This is a genomic window from Clostridium chrysemydis (assembly GCF_015234215.1).
Taxonomy (GTDB): domain Bacteria; phylum Bacillota; class Clostridia; order Clostridiales; family Clostridiaceae; genus Clostridium; species Clostridium chrysemydis.
The window spans coordinates 1-22,946 of the sequence record NZ_JADEKP010000010.1; the positions used below are offsets into that span (position 1 = coordinate 1).

Consider the following 22,946-nt stretch of genomic DNA (forward strand, 5'->3'; position numbering starts at 1 on the left):
TTATCTAAGTTATCTTTCATTTCAGAAGTTAAAGTATTAAGCGTTTCAGATGAACCGTAAACTTTATCTGAGGCACTATTTAATTCTTCAGCTGATGCTGAAATTTCTTCTGTTGTAGCTGAAATTTCTTCTGATATAGCTGAGATACTATCTATATCTTCAACTATTTCATTTTTACTTGAGTTTATCGAATTAAATTCTTTAGTAATCTTCTCAATTAGAGGTATAACATCATCTACAGAATTTAAAATATTTTCAAAAGCACTTATAGCTTCATCTACAACATGACTTTGACTATTTAAATCTTCAGTCATTGATTTAGAACCTTTAACTAAGTTGTTTGTGTTAGAAACTATTTCAGAAACTGTTCCAAATATCTCTTCAGCTGAATTTTTACTCATTTCAGCAAGCTTTCTTATTTCTTCTGCAACTACAGCAAAGCCTTTTCCAGCTTCACCAGCTCTTGCAGCTTCTATTGCAGCATTTAAAGCTAAAAGGTTAGTTTGCTCTGAGATGCTTGTAATTAAGTTTGTCATATCATTTACTTTTTGAATCATTTTTGTTGTATGAGTTAATGAATCGTTAAATGTTATGAAGTTCGTATTAAATGTTTCTATGTTTTTAGTTAGTTTTTCTATTTCAGTGTTACCAGCTTGAGCCTTTGTTTTTATATCTTCACTTTTTCCATTTATATGGACGAAGTCAGTAGACATGTTATCAATATCATCACCAAAGTCAGCCATTTTTGAAGCTATATTAGTTAAAGTTTCAGCTTGGTTACTAGTACCTTCTGCAACATCATTAATAGCTTGAGATATACCACTTGTAATATTAGCTAAATCTCTTGATACATTTTCAAGATCGTAAGATTTATCTCCTATAACAGAAGCGTTATCTTGAATATTATTTATTATATCTGATATATCTTCAGATGTTTTAACTAAAGCTTTTCCCATAGCACCAACTTCTGTAGAATCTTTTAAAGTTTTTTCACTTACAGAAACTTTAAATATTCCTTTTGAGAAGCTAATTAATCCGTTATTTATTTCTTTAATTGATTTAGAAATTTTGTTTGAATTAATTAATATTAATATTATAAGTACAATTAAAGTTATTAAAGTAACTAGGACTGTTCCGATAATCATTAGATCTAGCTCTGAAAGTACATCCTCTGTATCTGCATAAACACAAAGAGTCCAATCAGTCCCTTTAATTGGCGTGAATGCTACAGTTCTGTTTTGTCCATCTAGAGTATAATCTAATATTCCTTCCTTTTTAGAAACAATTTCTTTATGGGCTTCAACTGCTGATTCAGAATTATCAGGAAGGTTTTTACCCTGAATAAAGTTAACATCATTTTTGACAAGTGTTTCATCTTTATGTGCAATTAGTGTATCATTTGAATTTATTATAAATACACCACCATTATTTAATACCGTAGTTTTAGAAGCCATATTAGAAAAATCATCAACTGTATCAGAAGCAATTAGGACTCCTTTGATAGAGCCATTATCTGATTTTATTGGAACAGATGTATATAAAACTCTCTTATCACCGATTTTACTTATTACAGGAGTTGAGGACATGTAACTTTTTCCATTTAGAGATTCCTTAAAAGCCTCTAAGTCTCCTAATGACACATCTACGTTATTCATATCAAAACTATTACCAGATGTATCTGCAATAGCGATATTGTTAAGACCATTAACTTCTGCATAAGCTTTTATTGTTTTAACTTGCTCGTTTCTATCATTACCTTTGAGCGTTGGTATTGCAGCAAGTGAAGCAAGCGATTCTTTGAAATCTGCTACTACAGTATTTGCATCAGAGGCTGCAACTTTTGCGATTTCTTTGAGCAATCCACTAGTTGTATTTCTAAGACCTTTGTTTGCAAAATATGAAGTACAAAGACCGCCTAGAATTGAAATTATAGTTAAAAGAGGTATAAAGTCTTTCAACAGTTTTACTTTTATAGATTTTGATTTAAAAATATTTTTCTTTTGTTTCATTTTATCCCACCTTAAATTAATAGATATTTGATTAATAAAATTATTATCGGATAGTAAATATATAACTTAAATCAAAAAATCAAAAAAAAGGCTAAAATTTTATAAAATAAATAAAATTTTAGCTAAAAACAGTTAATTTAATATGGATTTAACAATTGTGTTAATGAATATACAATTATTATTTTCATTTATTTAAAAATAACTACAATAATTTTAGGTCAGGTATACTTAAAGTTGGTTATAAAATTAAAAAAATTGATAAATAAGAGAGATATATATTAAAAAAATGACTTTTCTAAACTAGAAAAGTCATTTTAATATAGATTGTGATATACACAAATATTATATAGTTTTCTTATATTTCAAATTTATCTAAGTTATCTTTCATTTCAGAAGTTAAAGTATTAAGCGTTTCAGATGAACCGTAAACTTTATCTGAGGCACTATTTAATTCTTCAGCTGATGCTGAAATTTCTTCTGTTGTAGCTGAAATTTCTTCTGATATAGCTGAGATACTATCTATATCTTCAACTATTTCATTTTTACTTGAGTTTATCGAATTAAATTCTTTAGTAATCTTCTCAATTAGAGGCATAACATCATCTACAGAATTTAAAATATTTTCAAAAGCACTTATAGCTTCATCTACAACATGACTTTGACTATTTAAATCTTCAGTCATTGATTTAGAACCTTTAACTAAGTTGTTTGTATTAGAAACTATTTCAGAAACTGTTCCAAATATCTCTTCAGCTGAATTTTTACTCATTTCAGCAAGCTTTCTTATTTCTTCTGCAACTACAGCAAAGCCTTTTCCAGCTTCACCAGCTCTTGCAGCTTCTATTGCAGCATTTAAAGCTAAAAGGTTAGTTTGCTCTGAGATGCTTGTAATTAAGTTTGTCATATCATTTACTTTTTGAATCATTTTTGTTGTATGAGTTAATGAATCGTTAAATGTTATGAAGTTCGTATTAAATGTTTCTATGTTTTTAGTTAGTTTTTCTATTTCAGTGTTACCAGCTTGAGCCTTTGTTTTTATATCTTCACTTTTTCCATTTATATGGATGAAGTCAGTAGACATGTTATCAATATCATCACCGAAGTCAGCCATTTTTGAAGCTATATTAGTTAAAGTTTCAGCTTGGTTACTAGTTCCTTCTGCAACATCAGTGATAGCTTGAGATATACCACCTGTAATATTAGCTAAATCTCTTGATACATTTTCAAGATCGTAAGATTTATCTCCTATAACAGAAGCATTATCTTGAATATTATTTATTATATCTGATATATCTTCAGATGTTTTAACTAAAGCTTTTCCCATAGCACCAACTTCAGTAGAATCTTTTAAAGTTTTTTCACTTACAGAAACTTTAAATATTCCTTTTGAAAAATTCATTAATCCATTATTTATTTCTTTAATTGATTCAGATAGTTTGTTTGAATTAATAAATATTAATACTGCTAATATAACTAAAGTTAATAAACTTATTAAAATAGTTGCAATTTGCATTGAGTTTAATTGAGATAACACTTCGTCTGTATCTGCATAAACACAAGTTATCCAAGTAGTTCCAGCAACTGGAGTAAAGGCTAAAGTTCTGTTTTGGCCTTTGTATGTATAATTTAAAATACCTTGTTTTTTGGAAACAATTTCTTTATGGGCCTCAACTGCTGTTCCAGAGTTATCAGGAACATTTTTACCTTGCACGAAGTTAGCTTCACTTTCAACTAATTGAGTATCTTTATGTGCAATTAATGTATCATCTGAATTTATTATAAATATACCACCATCATTTAAAATCTTAGTTTTAGTAGCTAAATTAGAAAAATCAGTAGCCGTGTAAGATGCTGTTAATACACCTTTTATTGAACCGTTAGCTGATTTTATTGGAACTGATGTAAATACGACCATACTACCATCTAATTTGCTTTTTGTAGGAACTGAAATGTAATTTTTTCCAGAAATTCCTTCAGTAAAATATTCACGGTCTTTTACTGATACACTTTCGTTATTCATATCAAAGGCATTACCTTCTGTATCTGAAATAGTTATACGTTTAAGTCCATTAACTTCAGCATAAGCTTTTAAAGCTGCAACTTGGGCTTTCCTATCGTTACCTTGTATTGTTGGGTTTGCAGCTAGTGATGCAAGAGATTGTTTAGTATCTTCTACTATACTTGATACATCACTTGATGCAACATTTGCTAATTGTTCTAGCAATGTGTTTGTAGTGTTTCTAAGTCCTTTGCTTGCAAAATGTGAAGTAGCAAGCCCCCCTATAATTAAAATCACCGTTAAAAGAGGTAAAAAATCTCTTAACATTTTACCTTTTAAAGATTTTGCTTTAAAAAGATCTTTCTTTTTTTTCATTTTATCCCACCTTAAATTTAATATATATCTTTAATCAATAAAATTATTATCGTACAGTAAATATAGAACTTAAATTTAAAATGAATATATTTTGTAAAAATACATAAAAATTTGTCGAATGAGCACAGTGAATCATCTATCCTAGAGGGCTTAGCGTATTTATAAACTTTATATTTCTAAATTTTGAATAGTAGTTTTTATTTATAAAAAAATACAAAAAAGGAATCTCTTTAGAGATTCCTTTAAATAAACTTACTTTACAACTATATTAACAAGTCTTCCTTTAATTACGATTACTTTTACTATAGTTTTTCCTTCAGTAGTTTTAATTACGTTTTCATTTTCTAATGCAGTTTCTTTAATAACCTCATCAGATGAGTTTGACGGAACTGTTATTTTTGCTTTAACTTTACCGTTTATTTGAATAGCTATTTCGATTTCATCTTTAACTAAAGCAGAAGGATCGAATTCAGGCCATTTTTGGTTAAATACTGAACCTTCCATTCCCATAAGGCTCCATTGTTCTTCAGCGAAGTGAGGTGCAAATGGTGCAAGGATTTTTATGAAATCTAATAAAGTTTCTTTTAAGAATTCAGTATTTTTAACTTCTTCTTTATCATATTTAGAAAGAGCGTTAACAAATTCCATCATTCTTGCAATAGCAGTATTAAATTGCATTTTTTCAGTATCGTCTGTTGTACCTTTTATAGCAGTGTGAAGCCAAAGTCTAAGTTCTTTTTCTTCTTTGTCTATAGTAGTTTTTGAATTTCCAGATTTTATAGCTTCTCTTGAAGAATCTAGGTATCTTTCGATTCTATCTACGAATTTACCTATAGATTTTATTCCGTCATCGCTCCAAGCGCCACCTTCAATATAAGCAAATCCAAACATTAAATACATTCTAAATACGTCAGAACCATATTCTTCTATATAATCGTTTGGTGAGATTGTATTACCTTTTGATTTACTCATTTTTAAACCGTCTGGTCCTAGGATTAATCCTTGGTGAACTAGTGATTTGAAAGGTTCATCAAAGTTTAAGTATCCCATATCTCTTAAAGCTTTAGTGATAAATCTAGCATAAAGTAAGTGCATACAAGCGTGCTCAGGACCACCTACGTATTTATCTACTGGAAGCATTTTATCTATTATATCTTTATTGAAAGCTTCTTTTTCGTCTTTACTATCTGGATATCTTAAGTAGTACCAAGATGAGCAAACGAAAGTATCTAAAGTATCAACTTCTCTTTTTGCAGGTTTTCCGCAGCAAGGACAAGTTGTATTAACGAATTCTTCGCATTTTGCAAGAGGTGACTTTCCATCTGGAGTAAACTCTACGTTGTATGGAAGTTTTACTGGAAGATCTTTTTCAGGTACAGGAACTGTTCCGCACTCTTCGCAATAAATCATAGGGATTGGAGCTCCCCAGTATCTTTGTCTTGAAACTAACCAGTCTCTAAGTCTGTAGTTTACTTTTTGCTCACCTAAGCTTAAAGAATCTAATTTTTCTACTATCTTAACTTTAGCTTCTTTTGTAGTTAATCCGTCAAATTCACCTGAATTAACTAGTATACCGTGCTCACAGTAAGGAAGAGTAGTCTCTTTAGAATCCTTAGCTTCTATAACTCTTTCTATAGGTAAGTTATATTTAGTTGCGAAAGCAAAATCTCTTTCGTCGTGAGCTGGAACAGCCATAACAGCACCAGTTCCGTAAGTTGCAAGAACATAATCTGAAACCCAAATTGGAACTACTTTTCCGTTTATAGGGTTAACAGCATATGAACCTGTGAATACACCAGTTTTTTCTTTAGTGTTTGATTGTCTTTCTATTTCAGATTGCTTTAGAGCTTCTTCTTTGTAAGATTCAATAGCCTTTTTATTTTCTTCTGTAACAAGACTATCTACTAATTTGTTTTCAGGTGCTAAAACTACGTATGAAACACCGTTTAAAGTATCAACTCTTGTAGTAAATACATCAAATGATAAATCAGAATCTTTAACTTTAAATGTTACTTCTGCACCAGTAGATTTTCCAATCCAGTGCTTTTGCATAGCAACAGTTTTTTCAGGCCAATCTAAAGTATCTAATTTTTCTAGTAATTCATCTGCGTAATCTGTTATTTTTAAGAACCATTGAGTTAAGTCTTTTTTAGTAACTTCTGTTGAACATCTTTCACAAACTCCATCTACAACTTGCTCGTTAGCTAAAACTGTATTACATGAAGGGCACCAGTTAACAGGAGCATTTTTTCTGTATGCTAAGCCTTTTTCATATAATTTTAAGAATAGCCACTGAGTCCATTTGTAATAATCAGGTCTACAAGTAACAACTTCGTTTTCCCAGTTAAACATAGCCCCCATAGCTTTTAATTGAGCTTCCATAGTTTCTATATTTTTATCAGTTGAGTCTTGAGGGTGAACCCCTGTTTTTATAGCGTAGTTTTCAGCTGGAAGACCAAATGCATCAAACCCCATTGGTTGGAATACATTAAATCCATTCATTCTCTTAAATCTAGCCCAAGTATCTACAGGTCCGTAGTTAAACCAGTGACCAGCGTGTAATTGGCTACCTGATGGGTAAGAGAACATTTCTAAAACATAAAGTTTTTTATCTAGTTTAGTAGGGTCAAATTTATATAAATTTTCTTTTTCCCATTTTTCTTGCCATTTTTTATCTATGACAGTTCCGTAGTTTCCCATTTTTGTTCCTCCTCTAAATATATGATGAAATTTATTTTTTACAAAATAAAGGATATTAAATAAAAAGAAAATCCTTTCGTCTTTTATGCATTTTAGCATAAGAGACGAAAGGATTCCGTGGTACCACTCTTAATTAGGAAAATTTAATTTCCTCACTCTTTTACTTTAACGGGGTTAACCGTATCTGCTTCTAAACAGATAAACTCATAGACAAGTTCCTGAAGTTCAAACTCTGTTTTTCACCAAACAACAGCTCTCTTAACTTTGAAATATGCAGTACTACTTCTAATCATTGCTTTAATTTATTTAGTTTAAATCATTTGAATTTATTATATATATAAGGAAGTTTTTAGTCAAGTAATATTATAAAAAGTTATAGAGTTAGTTTAGTATAAGTAAGATTTTTATGAAAAATGGAGAAGGCTTTAGGAGATTGAAGGAGATAGGAGGACTAGAGAGGCTATATATAATGGGGTAGGTTAAAACGCAATAGAAGTAATAGAAGGTAGTTAATTAGGTTTGCTTTAGATATTTAGGAAAGGTAGAATAGAATGTAAGAAATATAACTAAATGGTAGTTGTATTTATAAATTTAGGAGAGTGATATTTTGTATTCGACGAAAGAGAATGCGAAAAGTATAGCTTTAGTAATACTAGGGGCATGTATTTTAGCATTCGGAACTTACAATTTTAATTTTCAAAACGAAATTACTGAAGGAGGAGTATTAGGATTAATATTATTAATAAAAAATATTATGAATATATCTCCATCAATAACTAGTTTGTTAGTAGATTTATCATTATTTGCTATAGGAGCTAGATTCTTTGGTAAAAGATTTATGGCACTTTCAGTTTTAGCAAGTTTATCTTTTTCAGCTTCATATAAAGTTTTTGAAAGTATTGGATTTATTATTCCAGATTTTAAAGATAATATGATAATTGCAAGTATTCTTGCAGGTATTGGAGTAGGTATTGGTGTTGGGCTAGTAATTAGAGGCGGTGGAGCTGCTGGAGGAGACGATGTTATAGCTCTTTTAGGTAACAAATTTACAAAGCTTAAGATAAATCACATATACCTTTTAACAGATGCTGTTATATTAATAGCATCAATAGTATATTTAGAACCAAAACAAATATTTTTCTCAATAATAGCTGTTACTATTAGTGGGAAGTTAATTGACATTTTATATAATGGACAAGAAGAAAAAGATGCCAAAGATGATAGCGTTGAAGACGTTAAAGATGGCATAACAATTAATGCATAAATAAGGTTAAAATAGCTTAGTTTTTACTAAGCTATTTTTTACTTTATTATCGAATAAAAGTTCCTTTTCTTATTAAAATTAAATAAATTAAACTTTATTATAAAATTATTAAATCTAATATAAATATAAAAAATGATTACTTTTATAGGTATAAGTAAATATATGTAAATGGTATAATTTTATAGAAAATAATTAATTAAATAGTAGGTTAGAGGAGGAAAGTAGGATGTTTAATTTTAGTACTGGGAGATTCTTTATAGGGGATGGGAATATCTTATATCCATCTATGAGAAAAGGAGAATTTTTTGAGACTAACTTTTTTAGAAAATTATTAGGTGAAGACGAGGCTAATAATAGAGACCTTGAGATATTTCACGTAAAGGAACATAATTTAGATAATTTAAAATTAGATTTAGATATATGTTTTGATACATTAAATGATTTTATAGAAAAGATAGTACTCCGTTCAGATGACACGGAGATTTTACTTAGCGAAGTAGGAATAGAGAAGGACAGTAGTATAGAGTATAGCTGGGGTAAAGTCGAAGAAATCGATGGCGAGGTATTTATAATATTTAATAATAGTAAATATATCAGATAGTTTTAAAACTACAATTTAAAGCAAAAGGAATATTAACTTTAGTTAATATTCCTTTTATTTTTATCTTGCACTAAAAGGCAAGGCTGCGGAATTTATATAATTTTCATCAAGAGTGTTACAAAGAATTATGCCTCATGATACAATTACTATAATATGGTAATTGGGAGGGTTTATGAGTAAAAAAAATAAAATCATAATAGGTGTATTAATATTGTTTCTATTAGGAGTTGTTGGTATTTTAAAATTTAGTTTTAGTAATGGATATAAAATATCTATTACTAATAATACTAATAAAACTATTAAAAAATTAGAACTAAAATATAAAGTTGATAGCATGATACAAAATATTTCGCAAATAGAATCTAAAACATCGTGGAAATATACTATTGATACTAATAGTATTCAAGGAGAAAATGCAATAATTTTAACATACAAAGATAACAAAGGTAATTCCTATGAAGAATATGTAGTAGGATACTTAGAAAAAGGTTATAGTGGGAAAGCTAATGTAGTTATTAATAACGTTGATGAAAATGGAAAATTGGAGATAACTATAAAATAAAATTGAATGAGAATTAGTAAAAAGTATGGATATGACATTCCATACTTTTTTTAAAGTTCTAAATCAACAATTTAATCTAATAGAGCTTTATTTTTATATAAAGAAAAAAATAAGAATATTATGTAGGGGTACTTAAGTATTATATATAAAAGGAATTTATTTAGAGGGGAGTTTAATTAAAAATGCTTAAGGATCTTTTTAGTTCATTTTTAGGACAAGGAATAATAGGATTTGGCGTTATAGCAATAATAATAGCCTTATCTATATATGGGATAGTTATTAGTTTAAGGATAAGAAATTCATATAAAGAACTTAACTATGGATTTGAAAGGGGTAGTATCTTAAATTATGAATCAAGAGAAAAAACTTTTGAAAGTAATGTTTTAAACGAAATAGTAAAGGATTTTAAAAGTAGTGCACAAAAAGGAACAGATAATATAAATACGGAGGTATTAATATTAAAACATTTAAGAAACAATTTTAATTTAAATGATAAGTTTATGAATATGATACCAGCAATATCAATTGCACTTGGGTTACTTGGAACATTTTTAGGGTTAACAGTTGCAATACATTCAACAAAAGGGGTACTAGTTTCTGGGGTTAGTTCAATGGAGCTTTTCTTAAGTGAAATGGGGCTTCCACTTCAAGGTATAGCAAGTGCATTTTGGACTAGTATCTTTGGTGTTTTTGTATCTATTATATTAAACTTTATTATTTCATTAGTTAAAAGAGAAAAGGATATGTTCTTTGATACTTTTGAGGATTATTTAGATAATTTAATATATGGAGAAAACTTTTATGGTTTCGCTAAGCAATTTGAAAAGTTTAATAATACTTTAGAAAATACTATGAAAGATTTAACTAAAGAAATGCGAGCTTTATTTAGAGAAGGTGTAGAAGAACTTGTTGAAAAGATAAATAAAAATACTATAGATATGACAGAGACAGCAAAAGAGATGAGTAATTATACAGTCGAACTTAGCCGAGTTATTAAAAGTTTAGATAATACTGTGGATAGTTTTAGCATGCCTGTTGAAATATTTAAAAAATCTATAGATAATTTTGAAATTAATACAGATAAATTTAAAAATATAATGGATGATGCAACTAGTAATTTATCATTAAAGATAGATTCACTAGGAGATAAAATAATAATTTTAGAAAAGAGTATAGGTGATGAAAATGTAATAATGACAAAATCACTTCAAACTCTTTCAGAAATTAAAGGAGATTTAGAAATTTCATATAACAGACTTGTAGAGAGCACGGAGTATATTAAAGACTCTATAGATATAAGTTCTAACAAGTTAGAAGTTCAATTATCTAATCTTCAAGAAGGTTACGATGGATTTGAAAGAGGTCTTTTCGAATTTTTAGAAACTGTAGATTCACTAAAGTCTGGAATAACAGAAAGTGTAACTAGTATTTTAAAACTTGAAATGGAGGATCTATCTAAAGACATAATAAGAGGATTAGATGAGTCTATAACAGGAATAACAGAAGCTACTCAAAGTTTAAGTAAAAATACAAATACTATAGCAAAACTTGTTAAGGCAACAAACGATTGGGCTTTTGCATCTAGAGGATAAAAATGATTTTAAAGTCACTTCTAAAATTTAAGAAGTGGCTTTTAATTTACATTAGAATATTTAAAGTTTAGTGATAATAAATTTAATTAAGAGAAAAGATTTATTTAGTTAGGGAAGAATGGAGGTTTTAAAGATGAAATTTAGAAGCAGAAGATATAAAAGAGAAAAAGAAGAGATGTCTTACTGGCCATCTTTTGTAGATATTATGACTACAGTCACTTTAGTTTTCTTTTTTATTATGCTTATATCAATGGCGTTATCAAGTTTATTTGTAGATAATATATCTAAGAAAAGAGATGCTATTTATAAAGAGATTCAAAGCAAATTAGATAGTAATAATGTTAACCCTGATGTTATGTATTTTAATAAAGAAGAAGGGAAGATAGAGATTAAAACAGAGACTTTATTTGATACTGGGAAGTGGGATTTAAAAAAAGACGGTAAAAATTTAGCTAAAGAATTAAATGAAGTTTTTTATAAGATACTCAAAGATGAAAAACTTAATAAAGAGATAGATTATATTGAAGTTGTAGGACACACTGATTATGCAGGAACAACTATAGATAATAGGAAATTATCAACAGAAAGAGCTATGAGTTTTTTAAATTCTATGGTTCCGATTAATAGTGATTTAGAAAATGGGTTTGGAGGTAAGTTTAAAGCCTCCGGTATGTCAGAGTTTGAGACAAACCCTAAAAAGGAAGATAGAGATAGAGAAGAATATTCAAAAAAAGATATGAAAGAAGTTAAAGATCAAAGAAAAATAGAAATAAAGATGGTATTTTCAAATAGGGATTTAGAAGAGGCTATAAAAAGTAGAAATTTAAAGAGGGAAAAATAGTTATGGGTAAGACGTTAGAGAAATATTTTAAACTTTATAAAGTACGAGATGATTTAAGGCTAAACTGTGTAATAGAATATGAAAAATTAGAAAGTGAAATTGAAAAATTTAGTCTTAACTTAAAAGGTTTAAAAGAAAACTATATAAAAAAACTTGTATTACCTTGGATAGTATCAGATAAAGGATTTAATTATTCTAGCAAAATAATAGAGAGAGAATTAGAAAGTAATGATTCAAAAAAATATATAAAGATAGCAAATGTTTTAGAAGATATAGGTCTAATTGATAAACCTAAAATTACAGAGATAAACCCCTTAAGTGATAAAAAAGAATTAATTTTTGTAAAAGAAAATGGTTTTTTTGAGGAATTTTCTATAACTTATAGCTCAGATTCGGTTCCTTTAAATTTAGAGATAATATCAAATAGGTTAAAAAAGTATATTAAATTGGAAGTTATAAATGGTTTAAAAGAAAGTAAGTTAAAAATAGTTTTTAAAATACCAAGGTATGAGGACATAAACAACTTAGAAGATATTATTATATTTACTGGAATAGACCTTAGACATATTAGTTTTATAGTAAAAAGTGAGAGCAATTATTTATTAGAAGGAAAATCTTTAGATGGAAACTATATTAAAGAAAGCATAGTAGAAAAGATTAAAAATTTAAATAATGCAAGTTCTATCTTAGAAGTAATAAAGGTTATGGAAAATGAAATAAAAAGAGAATTACCTGTAGATATATATATTGAAGCTTTTAATAGGGCTTTAGATTTAAAAGAATTTGATATAGGATTTTCTATGTTTTTAGAAGAGTACTTTTTAAAAAATCCTATAGTTTTAAAAAGTAATATAGATTATTTAAAAGAGATGTATAAAAGAAAAATCATAACAAGCAAATCTAAAGAATTAATAAGCTATTTAAATTTAGTTTTAGAAGAGGATTTAGAAGGTAGGAAGGCTTTAATAAATTTAAAAGAATATAGTAGAGAGTTTGACTATAATTTTATAAAAGAAGTCAAGGATATTTATAAAAATTCTTCAAATAAAGAGGGGTTAAATAATGTAATAAACAAAATAATAAATTCTAAAGATATAAAGTTAGATAATGATATGGTTGATATTATTTATTCCTTTTATAAAAAAACATTAGATATAAAGGCCTTAGAAAAACTTATTCAAAATGAGGCTATTGTAAAAAAGTTAGACTTCAAATCAAAAGATAGGATTTTAATTTTGGATTTCTATAGAAAAACAGGAGTGGGAAACCTAAAAGATATATTAAGATTTTGCTGCACTAGCATAGATGAAAGTGATTATATAAAAAAGACTATGATAAAAGTAACAGAAGAAATAATAGAGGAAAATGACACTAAGAAGAAAGAGCAATTATTTAGAGATAACTATAAAATTATATTTAAACTGAGTAAATTCAGTAAAAAGCTATATGAAGAATTTATAGTTTATAAGCTTTATACTGAAAAAGATGGTCTAGATATATTTATATATGAAGAAGCTTTATTAAAAATAAAAGGTAGAGATTTAAAGAAAAGATTATTAGAGCGGGTTATTGATTACTTTATTTTAGAAAGTGATGAATCAAAGTATGTGTCATATTTAAATACCTATTTAGAAGAATATCCTCTAGAAGAAGATTATGCGTATGATTTAATAAATAAATTTAGTTTTGATTTTATATTTTTAGGTGTGTTTATAAATAGGATAAGATTTAAAGATAGAGAGTTGAAAAGAAGGGCTATAAATAAAGTAACTAACGCTTTTATAACTTCTAAAAGGTATGAGCTTTTACCTTTAGTTATAAAAGAATATAAAAATATAAAAGCTTATGATAAAGGAAAGGAAGTTCTTATAAAATTTATTAAAAACTCTAGTTTTATAACTGAAAATATTTATGTAAGCACGATAAAAGGAATGATTGAGGTTTTAGATGAAGATAGAAAAAAAGAAGTTTATAGTGAACTTATTAAAAGATGCGATTTGCCTTTAGATATAAGAGTTAGATATTCTAATTTGATTAAAGATGAATCTAACGAAAAAATTATAATTGATGGGTTTGAAAAGGGAAATACGGTTAGTAAAAAAGCTAAGCTTTTAGCTCTTAAAAATTATTATGAAGATGATTTGAAATTTTTAAGTTTAGTGAGATTTGGAGAAAATAGCGAAGAAATTAGAAGGCTTGTCTTAAAAAAAGCAGAAGATAAATTTAAAGATAATAAAGCATATGTAAAAGAAATTATAGTTAATTTAGATGAAAAATCTAAAGAATCTTTAATTTTAAATAGATCTTTAGAAGATTATTATAAATATAAAGATAACTTAAATTTAGCATATATATTTGGAAATTATAAAGTGGTTTCAAGATATAGAGGGGATTTAAGTGATAGAGTAAAGGTTAAATCTTTATTTTGTGATGAAACTAATTCTGGAATAATATTTAGAAAAGGTGATTTTAAAGAAACGGTATTAAAAATTTTAAGGGAAAACTTTATAAAATACGAAACCTTTGATAAAGAATTATATATATTAGAAGAAAGTATAAAAGATAATTCGCTTAAAGGTATTATAAGGAAAGGATTAGATATCATAAAATTACAAAAGGAATTAATTAATTCTAATTTTACCCTAACAGATTTTAGAGAAGATGCATTTATAAAAACTTCTAAATTTATCTTTCCAAGGAGAATAGAAGGGGTAATAAAATATAAAGAAAATTTATCCTTAAAGGTAGGGGAAAGGTTTAAAGATAGAATATTATTAAATGAACCAAATATAACAAATTTAATCAAAGGATATATATATAATGATATTTTAAACCTTCAAAATAAAGTAGAGATAGAAAAGTTAGGTTATTTAAAGAGTATTATTAAAAGAGAAGATTTAAATAGCTACGATAGATTATATGAAGAATTAGACTTAGTATTTAAAAATAATTTCAAAGAGGGAAGGTATGAAACAGAAGAATCGTGATGAAAAAATTAAAGACATATCAAAATTATATAATAATATAACCTCAGAAGATGAGATAACTTATAATAGATTCTACAATATATACAATTGCTTTTTTAAAAATATAAAAAAGCTTCTTGCAGTTATAATAATAATTGTAATATTTTTTATAGGTTATGGAGCATATAAAGATTTTAAAATAAACTTAAAAGATCCTAAAAATGTTATAGAAAAGTTTTATGAGTATTCTATTAATGGGGATATAGAAAAAGCATTAGATTATGCATATGTGGATGTGAGGTTAAAAAAGAGTGAAGAAGAAGACTTTTTTAAATTAGTAAAATCATATGTATCATCAGATATATATTTTGATGTTTCTGTTTTAGATTTAAAAGAGATAGAGAATTCAAATAACTATATAACATACGAAGTAACTTATAACTTCATAGTAGATAATAAAAAATCTAAAGAACTAAAAGATAAAATAACATTAATAAAAGAAGAAGAACTTTATAGAGTGTCGCTTTTAGATTCTTTAAAAGATAAAGGGATAGATTTAAATAGTATAGTTAAATAAAAAAATGCCTTATTTTTAAGGCATTTTTTTTATTTAAACTTCAAAAGCATTAAATGATAATTCTATTTTATCAACAGATGGTGTAAGTTTAGTTAACTTTACATTAGAAGCTAAGAACATTCTTTTTGATGCTTTAACTTCATCAGACTCTGCATATTTATCACTAAGATAAATAACTTCCTTAATTCCACTTTGTATAATAGCCTTTGCACATTCGTTGCAAGGAAAAAGAGCAACGTAAAGTTTTGCATTTTCTAAAGAAACACCTCTATTATTTAAAATAGCATTAAGTTCTGCATGAACTACATAAGGATACTTTGTTTCTAAAAATTCGCCATCTCTACTCCACGAAAATTCATCATCTGAACAACCAAATGCGAATCCATTATAACCAACAGATAGAACTCTATTAGTTGGACTTACAATGCAGGCCCCAACTTGTGTACTAGGATCTTTGCTTCTCTTTGCAGATAATAAAGCAAGTCCCATAAAATATTCATCCCAAGATATAAAATCTTTTCTTTTCATATTTAGACCTCCTAAATCAAGGTATAATAATTAATTACATAATTATTATACTATTATATATAACCCAAAAACAAATTAAAATGAGATTAAGCTCTGTATAAGAAAATGAAGGGATTTAAAGATAAAAATGTATGTAGAAAAATAGTCAAACAAGTTAACTTTAAAAGGATTAAATGTTTTTTATTATATAAAATACTAGGTGTTAAATAAGGAAAATTAAGAAAAAAACAGTGAAAAGGTATAAAAGTTTGTTTAAAAATTAACAAAAAAGTATTGAATAATAAAATAAAGGTGGTATAATAAGAGTGTGTTAAGAGTTTAACAATAATAAAATGTTAATAAAAATGTTAATTATATATTTGGGAGGTTTTACAATATGAGAGAAGTTGTAATAGTAAGTGCTGTAAGAACAGCATTAGGAACATACGGTGGAGCACTTAAAGATGTTCCAGCAGTAGACTTAGGAGCTACAGTAATAAAAGAAGCAGTTAAAAAAGCAGGAATCAAACCAGAAATGGTTGACGAAGTTTTAATGGGTAACGTAATTCAAGCAGGTCTTGGACAAAACGTTGCTAGACAAGCAACTTTAAAAGCTGGATTACCAAACGAAGTATCAGCAATGACTTTAAACAAAGTTTGTGGTTCAGGATTAAGAGCTGTAAGTTTAGCTGCTCAAATGATTAAAGCTGGAGATTGCGATGTAGTAGTTGCAGGTGGTATGGAAAACATGTCAAGAGCACCTTATGCTTTACCAACAGCTAGATGGGGACAAAGAATGGGAGACGGAAAAATGGTTGATACTATGATCAACGACGCTCTTTGGGATGCATTTAATAACTACCACATGGGAATCACTGCAGAAAACATAGCAGAGCAATGGAACCTAACTAGAGAAATGCAAGATACTTTCTCAGCAGAATCACAACAAAAGGCAGAAGCTGCAATAAAAGCTGGAAAATTCAAAGATGAAATAGTACCAGTTGTTATTCCTCAAAGAAAAGGAGATCCAAAAGTATTTGATACTGACGAATTCCCAAGATTCGGAACAACTGCTGAAAGCTTAGGAAAATTAAGACCAGCATTTAAAAAAGATGGTACAGTTACAGCAGGTAACGCTTCAGGAATCAACGACGGAGCTGCAGCTTTAGTAGTAATGAGCGCTGAAAAGGCTGAAGAATTAGGAATTAAACCAATGGCTAAAATCCTTTCATACGGATCAAAAGGATTAGATCCATCAATAATGGGATACGGACCATTCTATGCAACTAAGAGAGCATTAGAAGGAACTGGATTAGAAGTTAAGGATATCGATTTAGTAGAAGCTAACGAAGCATTCGCTGCGCAAAGTTTAGCTGTAGCTAAAGATTTAGGATTCGATATGTCAAAAGTTAACGTTAATGGTGGTGCAATAGCTTTAGGACACCCAGTAGGGGCTTCAGGAGCTAGAATCCTAGTTACTTTACTTCACGAAATGGAAAAAAGAGATGCTAAAACTGGTTTAGCAACACTTTGTATCGGTGGAGGAATGGGAACTGCATTAATCGTAGAGAGATAGTAGAACCTTTCAAATAAAATAATATAAATAGAGACCACATAGCATATCATGCTATGTGGTTTTTTTTAGCTTTTTTAGTAGGTATTAATAATTATATTAAATGGTATATTTTCTAAATCGTAAAAGGAATAGACGTTTACTTTTAAAATTATTAAAAAAAATAGGAATAAAATAATAAAAGAATAATAAAACTACATATATGATGACAATAAACAAATGATAATAAAAACGAAATTATATGAATAAATTATTAACAAAAGGTTATAAAATCGATTTTTGTGCAACTTGTCTATAATGTTAATTCAATTGTGTCTCACAAAAAACGGAAAATATACCTTTTTTTATTGATAACATGACTGAATTTTCTGACAATTGAAATTTAATTTAAAAATAGTTGTAAGGTGAAGAGAAAAAGAGTAAAGTGGTTAAAAAGGGTTAAAACATAGTAAAAACACTTCAAAAAGGAATTTTATTGCCTAAAATAGACAAAAATTGAATTTCAATTAGGAAATTATCTACACTATAATGATTTAGAAAGACATAAGGAGGCGAATATGGTTATAGATTTAAAAAGCTTACTTAGGAACACAGCAAAGTCTAGTTTACTTGTAGTCGGCCTTGGAGTTATCGCATTACTTATAATAAATCCAAAATACGTAGAACCTTTTGTGATAGGATTTTTAATAAGTCTTGCAAATTTCATAATAGGCGGATTGCTATCAGAAAAAAGTATCAATTCAAAAGCTGATCTTAAGGGATTATTATTGATGGTTAGTTTTGGAATAAGAATAATCCTTGTTGCCGGTATCGGTATCTTGTTATTATTGCAAAACCAATACAACATAATTCTTTACGTTATAGGCTATATGTCTAATTTCATTTCCCTTTTTATGGCTATTAAATATGAAGAAAGGAAGTGATTGAGTGAACAGTCTAATGGATAAGGTTAGTAGCTTTATAAATAGTCTAGGAAGTGTAATAATCCAACAATGGGTTATCATAGTTTTAATCGCTATAGTTTTATGGCTACTTACTAGAAATTTAAAAGTTATTCCAGAAAGCAAAAAGCAAAACATTGTTGAGATGGGTATAGAAGGATTTAGCAACTGGGTAAAATCAACTATGGGTGACAGTTATATAGGCTATGCACCATTTGTAGGTTCTCTTGCGATTTTCGTATTTGTTATGAACGTAACAGACCTTTTAGGGTTCAAGCCACCAACATCAGATTTCAGTGTTGCTTTAGCTTTATCATTACTTACATTCCTTATAGTTCAAATTAATTCAATAAGAGAAAATGGATTTTTTGGTTACTTAAAAGGATATGGACATCCAACTGCAGCTCTTTTACCTATAAACATACTTGAAAGAGTAATGTTACCTGTAACATTAAGTTTCAGACTTTTCGGTAACATAACAGTTGCGGTAGTAATAATGGAATTAGTTTATCAAGCATTAGGAAATGTAGCATGGATTGCTCAATTAGCTATCCCAGTACCACTTATGGGTTACTTTGACCTATTTGATGGAGTGCTTCAAAGTTTTATATTTACAATATTAACTATGATAAATATAAAAATGATAGCAGAAGAATAAAAAAAACAATTTATTTTTAGGAGGAAATATTTATGTCAGGACAAGAATTTATCATTGGAATGCGTGCAATCGGAGCAGGATTAGCAATTATATCAGCATTAGGAGCAGGAGTAGGTATCGGTAACGCGACAGCGAGTCTTCTAAAAAGTATAGCAAGACAACCAGAAGCTAAAGGTAGCTTAATGTCAACTTACTTCATAGGTTGTGCTTTAGCAGAAACTACAGCAATATATGGATTACTAGTATCATTCATACTATTATTCGTTGGAATAAAATAATTAAATTTGCTATAAAAAAATAGGTTTTTAAGCCTGGAAGGGAGGCTTTGATTTGGATATTAATATGTCTATAGATATTCCAAAGATTATTGTCACTTTAGTAAACTTAGGGATATTAATTTGGTTAGTTAAGAAAATAGCATTTGATAAAGTTAATGCTATCATTAAACAAAGAAAAGATCGTATAGAAGATACAATATCTAAAGCTGATGGAGATTTAGAAAAAGCAAGGATATTAAAAATACAAAACGAAAGAGAAATAACTACTTCAAAGAAAAAAGGTAAAGAAATAGTTGATGAATATAAGGTTAAAGCTGATGATCTTAAAAAAGAAATAATCAACGACGCTAAAGTTGAAGCTGAGAGATTATTAGAAAGATCTAGAGATGAAATCACAAGAGAAAAAGAAAAAGCAGAACATGAAATGAGAAATAATATATTAAACATTTCAATGCTAATTTCAGAAAAGGCTCTAGGTGAGAGTATAAGTGAAGAAAAGCATAAAGAACTTATAGATGACTATATTAGCAAGGTAGGTATGTAATATGTACGAATACCTAGATAGGAGATATGCTAAAGCCTTATATGAAGTAGCGGAAGAAAAAGGTAAGGTAGATGAATATTTAAGAGATCTTAGAGAAATTTGTGACCTTATAGATAGCAATGAGGAACTAAAAAAATTAGTTGATTATCCTCAAGTTAGTACAAAAAAGAAAAAGAAAATAATGATAAAGCTTCTTAAAGGACAAATAGATGAAGAGTTATTATCTTTTATACTTATCCTTATAGAAAAAGGAAGAATTCATTACATTAGAGAAAAGCTTAATCAAATGGAATTAATACATTTAGAAAAGCAAAACGTAGTTACAGCTTTAGTAAAGAGTGTTATTCCTTTAAGTGAAGAGCAATCATCTAAATTAAAAACTAATTTAGAAAAGAAGTTTAACAAGAATGTTATATTAGAATATGAAATTGATAAGAGTATTTTAGGTGGATTATACGTAAGAGTCGGTAATGAAGTAATTGATGGATCAGTTAAATCAAAACTTGAAGAAATGAAATCCCTAATACTTAAAAGCGAATAGAGGTGAAGCTATGAATATCAAACCAGAAGAAATTACTTCTATAATCAAAAGTGAAATAGAAAGATACGACAAAGAAATTAAAACTATAAACTCAGGTACAATAATCCAAATCGGAGACGGAGTTGCTAGGGTATTTGGATTAGATGATTGTATGGAAGGTGAGCTTTTAGAGTTCCCTAATGGTGTTTATGGAATGGCTTTAAACCTTGAGCAAGATAACGTAGGTTGCGTTCTTTTAGGACCAGAAGAAGGTATAAAAGAAGGAGACGTTGTTAAAAGAACTGAGAAAATAGTTGAAGTTGGAGTTGGAGAAAACTTAATAGGTAGAGTTGTTAACGCACTTGCAGAACCTATTGATGGAAAAGGTCCAATAAAAGCAGAAACTACAAGACCAATTGAAGTTCAAGCTCCAGGAATACTTGAAAGAAGTTCGGTTAATGAACCATTACAAACAGGTATAAAAGCGATAGACTCAATGATTCCAATTGGTAAAGGACAAAGAGAACTTATCATAGGAGATAGACAAATAGGTAAGACTGCTATAGGAATAGATACAATAATCAACCAAAGAGGCAAAGATGTTATATGTATTTATGTAGCAATCGGACAAAAGCAATCTACAGTGGCTTATATAGTTAATACTTTACAAGAAATGGGAGCTATGGATTATACAACAGTAGTAGCTGCAACTGCATCAGAAACAGCACCACTACAATACTTAGCACCATACGTAGGATGTACTATAGGTGAGCACTTCATGCATCAAGGTAAAGATGTATTAGTAATTTATGATGACTTATCTAAGCACGCTGTTGCTTACAGAACAATGTCACTATTACTTAAAAGACCACCAGGAAGAGAAGCTTATCCAGGGGATGTTTTCTACATCCACTCAAGATTACTTGAAAGAGCAGCTAAACTTTCAGAAGAGTTAGGAAGCGGTTCTTTAACAGCACTTCCAATAATCGAAACATTAGCAGGAGACGTTACTGCATATATTCCAACTAACGTTATTTCAATTACAGATGGTCAAATATTCCTTGAAGGAGATTTATTCTACTCAGGACAAAGACCAGCTGTTAATGCAGGTATTTCTGTATCAAGGGTTGGAGGTAACGCTCAAATTAAAGCTATGAAACAAGTTTCAAGTACTTTAAGATTAGAGCTTGCTCAATACAGAGAATTAGCAGCGTTTGCTCAATTCGGTTCAGACCTTGATAGAGATACAACAATGAGACTTGAAAAAGGTAAGAGATTAGTAGAAATCTTAAAACAAGATCAGTACAGCCCAATGAACGTAGAAGATCAAATAATGATCCTTTATGCAGCTGTTAATAATTTCTTATCAGATATAGAAGTAACAAGTATCAAAAAATTTGAAAAAGAATTCTTAGAATACATGAACGTACATCACAGAGAAGTAGGAAAAGCAATTGTTGAAGGTAAAGTTTTAACTGATGAAGTTAAAGGAATGCTTGAAAGCGGAATAGTAGAATTTAAGAAAAAATTCTTAAATGATGGCGTTTAATATTTGGTAGAAAATTAAGGAGTTGACGATATGGCAGGAGCAGGACTTATTGAAATAAAGAGAAGAATTAAGTCAGTTCAAAGTACTAGAAAAATCACAAAAGCCATGGGACTTGTTTCTACCTCAAAGTTAAGAAGAGCTAGAGCAAACTTAAACCTAAATGAAACTTTCTTTGATACTACTTTAGATATAACTAAAGATGTATTCAATGAAATAGATGGATTTATGGATTCAGTTTACTTAAAAGGTAATGGCTCTAAAAGAAAACTATATATAGTTCTTGCATCTGATACAGGATTATGCGGAGGATACAATGTCAGCTTAGCTCTTAGATTAAGAGAACAAGTTAAAACAAACGGAGAAGAAGCTGAAGTAATCTGTGTAGGTAAAAAAGGTGTTTCATACGTTAAAAGATATGGATTTAATTGTGTAGGAGAATATTTAGATATACAAGATCATCCTAATTTTAAAGAGATGCTTCCTATATATAATCACGCATTAAGATTATATAAAGATAGTGAATATGGTGAAGTAAATGTAGTTTATACTAAATTTAATTCGCCTGTATCACAGGAAGTTAAAATTGAAAGATTATTGCCTGTTAAATTAGAAAAGGAAAATGTAGGAGACTATACAATAGAACCGAGAGACGAGAGTGCGGTAGAAGAAGTTTTTGACTTTTATATAGTATCTAAATTATTAAATTCAATGCTTCACGCAAGAACTAGTGAGCAATCTTTAAGAATGACAGCAATGGACGGGGCAACTAAGAATGCAAATGATCTATTAGATAGACTTGAAAGTAAATATAATAGAATCAGACAAAGTGCAATTACTCAAGAAATTGCTGAAATAGTTGGTGGAGCAGAAGCACAAAAATAGTGAGGAGG

At 28.6% G+C, this 22,946-nt stretch carries 19 protein-coding genes and 1 other annotated feature; of the genes, 15 read left to right on the forward strand and 4 right to left on the reverse strand.

Features of this window, described 5'->3' with window-relative positions:
- The 3 genes from INR60_RS15395 to leuS all read right to left on the reverse strand — a co-directional run.
- Positions 1–2,009: methyl-accepting chemotaxis protein (locus INR60_RS15395; RefSeq protein ID WP_194192391.1), on the reverse strand; the 2,009-nt coding region annotated here is incomplete at its 3' end.
- Between the two features lie 355 nt (positions 2,010–2,364).
- Positions 2,365–4,383, reverse strand: a complete 2,019-nt coding sequence (locus tag INR60_RS15400; protein WP_194192392.1) for a methyl-accepting chemotaxis protein — start codon at positions 4,381–4,383, stop codon at positions 2,365–2,367.
- 252 nt (positions 4,384–4,635) lie between these two features.
- Positions 4,636–7,083: a leucine--tRNA ligase gene (gene leuS / locus INR60_RS15405; RefSeq protein ID WP_194192393.1), complete on the reverse strand. Its 2,448-nt coding sequence runs from the start codon at positions 7,081–7,083 to the stop codon at positions 4,636–4,638.
- 97 nt (positions 7,084–7,180) lie between these two features.
- Positions 7,181–7,385: a binding site (T-box leader), on the reverse strand.
- A 305-nt stretch (positions 7,386–7,690) separates the two neighbouring features.
- On the opposite strand from leuS, the gene INR60_RS15410 reads away from it, so the two are divergent.
- The 7 genes from INR60_RS15410 (at position 7,691) to INR60_RS15440 (ending at position 15,486) form a co-directional block, all read left to right on the forward strand.
- A complete protein-coding gene (locus tag INR60_RS15410; RefSeq protein ID WP_194192394.1) occupies positions 7,691–8,347 on the forward strand; it encodes a YitT family protein in 657 nt (218 codons plus the stop codon).
- Positions 8,348–8,573: 226 nt separating this feature from the next.
- Positions 8,574–8,948 (forward strand): hypothetical protein, encoded by a 375-nt coding sequence (locus INR60_RS15415; RefSeq protein WP_194192395.1) that lies wholly within the window; start codon positions 8,574–8,576, stop codon positions 8,946–8,948.
- Between the two features lie 172 nt (positions 8,949–9,120).
- Positions 9,121–9,510, forward strand: a complete 390-nt coding sequence (locus INR60_RS15420) for a hypothetical protein (RefSeq protein WP_194192452.1) — start codon at positions 9,121–9,123, stop codon at positions 9,508–9,510.
- A 182-nt stretch (positions 9,511–9,692) separates the two neighbouring features.
- Positions 9,693–11,102 carry a MotA/TolQ/ExbB proton channel family protein gene (locus INR60_RS15425; protein WP_194192396.1) on the forward strand — a complete coding sequence of 470 codons (1,410 nt, stop codon included), beginning with the start codon at positions 9,693–9,695 and terminating at the stop codon, positions 11,100–11,102.
- A 133-nt stretch (positions 11,103–11,235) separates the two neighbouring features.
- A complete protein-coding gene (locus tag INR60_RS15430) occupies positions 11,236–11,943 on the forward strand; it encodes an OmpA/MotB family protein (protein ID WP_194192397.1) in 708 nt (235 codons plus the stop codon).
- Positions 11,944–11,945: 2 nt separating this feature from the next.
- A complete protein-coding gene (locus INR60_RS15435) occupies positions 11,946–14,930 on the forward strand; it encodes a hypothetical protein (RefSeq protein ID WP_194192398.1) in 2,985 nt (994 codons plus the stop codon).
- Positions 14,911–15,486 carry a hypothetical protein gene (locus tag INR60_RS15440; RefSeq protein ID WP_194192399.1) on the forward strand — a complete coding sequence of 192 codons (576 nt, stop codon included), beginning with the start codon at positions 14,911–14,913 and terminating at the stop codon, positions 15,484–15,486. The genes INR60_RS15435 and INR60_RS15440 overlap by 20 nt, the downstream gene beginning before the upstream one ends.
- A 33-nt stretch (positions 15,487–15,519) precedes the next feature.
- Here INR60_RS15440 and INR60_RS15445 read toward each other — a convergent pair whose 3' ends face one another.
- On the reverse strand, positions 15,520–16,014 hold the full coding sequence (locus INR60_RS15445) for a deoxycytidylate deaminase (RefSeq protein WP_194192400.1): 495 nt from the start codon (positions 16,012–16,014) through the stop codon (positions 15,520–15,522).
- Between the two features lie 376 nt (positions 16,015–16,390).
- On the opposite strand from INR60_RS15445, the gene INR60_RS15450 reads away from it, so the two are divergent.
- The 8 genes from INR60_RS15450 to atpG all read left to right on the forward strand — a co-directional run bounded on the left by INR60_RS15450 (position 16,391) and on the right by atpG (position 22,938).
- Complete coding sequence (locus tag INR60_RS15450; RefSeq protein WP_194192401.1) at positions 16,391–17,569, forward strand: acetyl-CoA C-acetyltransferase; 1,179 nt, start codon at positions 16,391–16,393, stop codon at positions 17,567–17,569.
- A gap of 554 nt (positions 17,570–18,123) precedes the next feature.
- On the forward strand, positions 18,124–18,489 hold the full coding sequence (locus INR60_RS15455; protein WP_194192402.1) for a hypothetical protein: 366 nt from the start codon (positions 18,124–18,126) through the stop codon (positions 18,487–18,489).
- 16 nt (positions 18,490–18,505) lie between these two features.
- On the forward strand, positions 18,506–19,165 hold the full coding sequence (locus INR60_RS15460; protein WP_194192403.1) for a F0F1 ATP synthase subunit A: 660 nt from the start codon (positions 18,506–18,508) through the stop codon (positions 19,163–19,165).
- Positions 19,166–19,197: 32 nt separating this feature from the next.
- Positions 19,198–19,443 carry an ATP synthase F0 subunit C gene (gene atpE / locus INR60_RS15465; RefSeq protein WP_194192404.1) on the forward strand — a complete coding sequence of 82 codons (246 nt, stop codon included), beginning with the start codon at positions 19,198–19,200 and terminating at the stop codon, positions 19,441–19,443.
- Between the two features lie 52 nt (positions 19,444–19,495).
- The gene (locus tag INR60_RS15470; protein WP_194192405.1) at positions 19,496–19,987 is read left to right on the forward strand and encodes a F0F1 ATP synthase subunit B; all 492 of its coding nucleotides are present in this window, start codon (positions 19,496–19,498) and stop codon (positions 19,985–19,987) included.
- 1 nt (position 19,988) lies between these two features.
- Positions 19,989–20,528: a F0F1 ATP synthase subunit delta gene (locus tag INR60_RS15475; RefSeq protein WP_194192406.1), complete on the forward strand. Its 540-nt coding sequence runs from the start codon at positions 19,989–19,991 to the stop codon at positions 20,526–20,528.
- Positions 20,529–20,538: 10 nt separating this feature from the next.
- Positions 20,539–22,056, forward strand: a complete 1,518-nt coding sequence (gene atpA / locus INR60_RS15480) for a F0F1 ATP synthase subunit alpha (RefSeq protein WP_194192407.1) — start codon at positions 20,539–20,541, stop codon at positions 22,054–22,056.
- A 30-nt stretch (positions 22,057–22,086) separates the two neighbouring features.
- The gene (gene atpG / locus INR60_RS15485; protein ID WP_194192408.1) at positions 22,087–22,938 is read left to right on the forward strand and encodes an ATP synthase F1 subunit gamma; all 852 of its coding nucleotides are present in this window, start codon (positions 22,087–22,089) and stop codon (positions 22,936–22,938) included.
- The last annotated feature ends 8 nt before the right edge of the window (positions 22,939–22,946 follow it).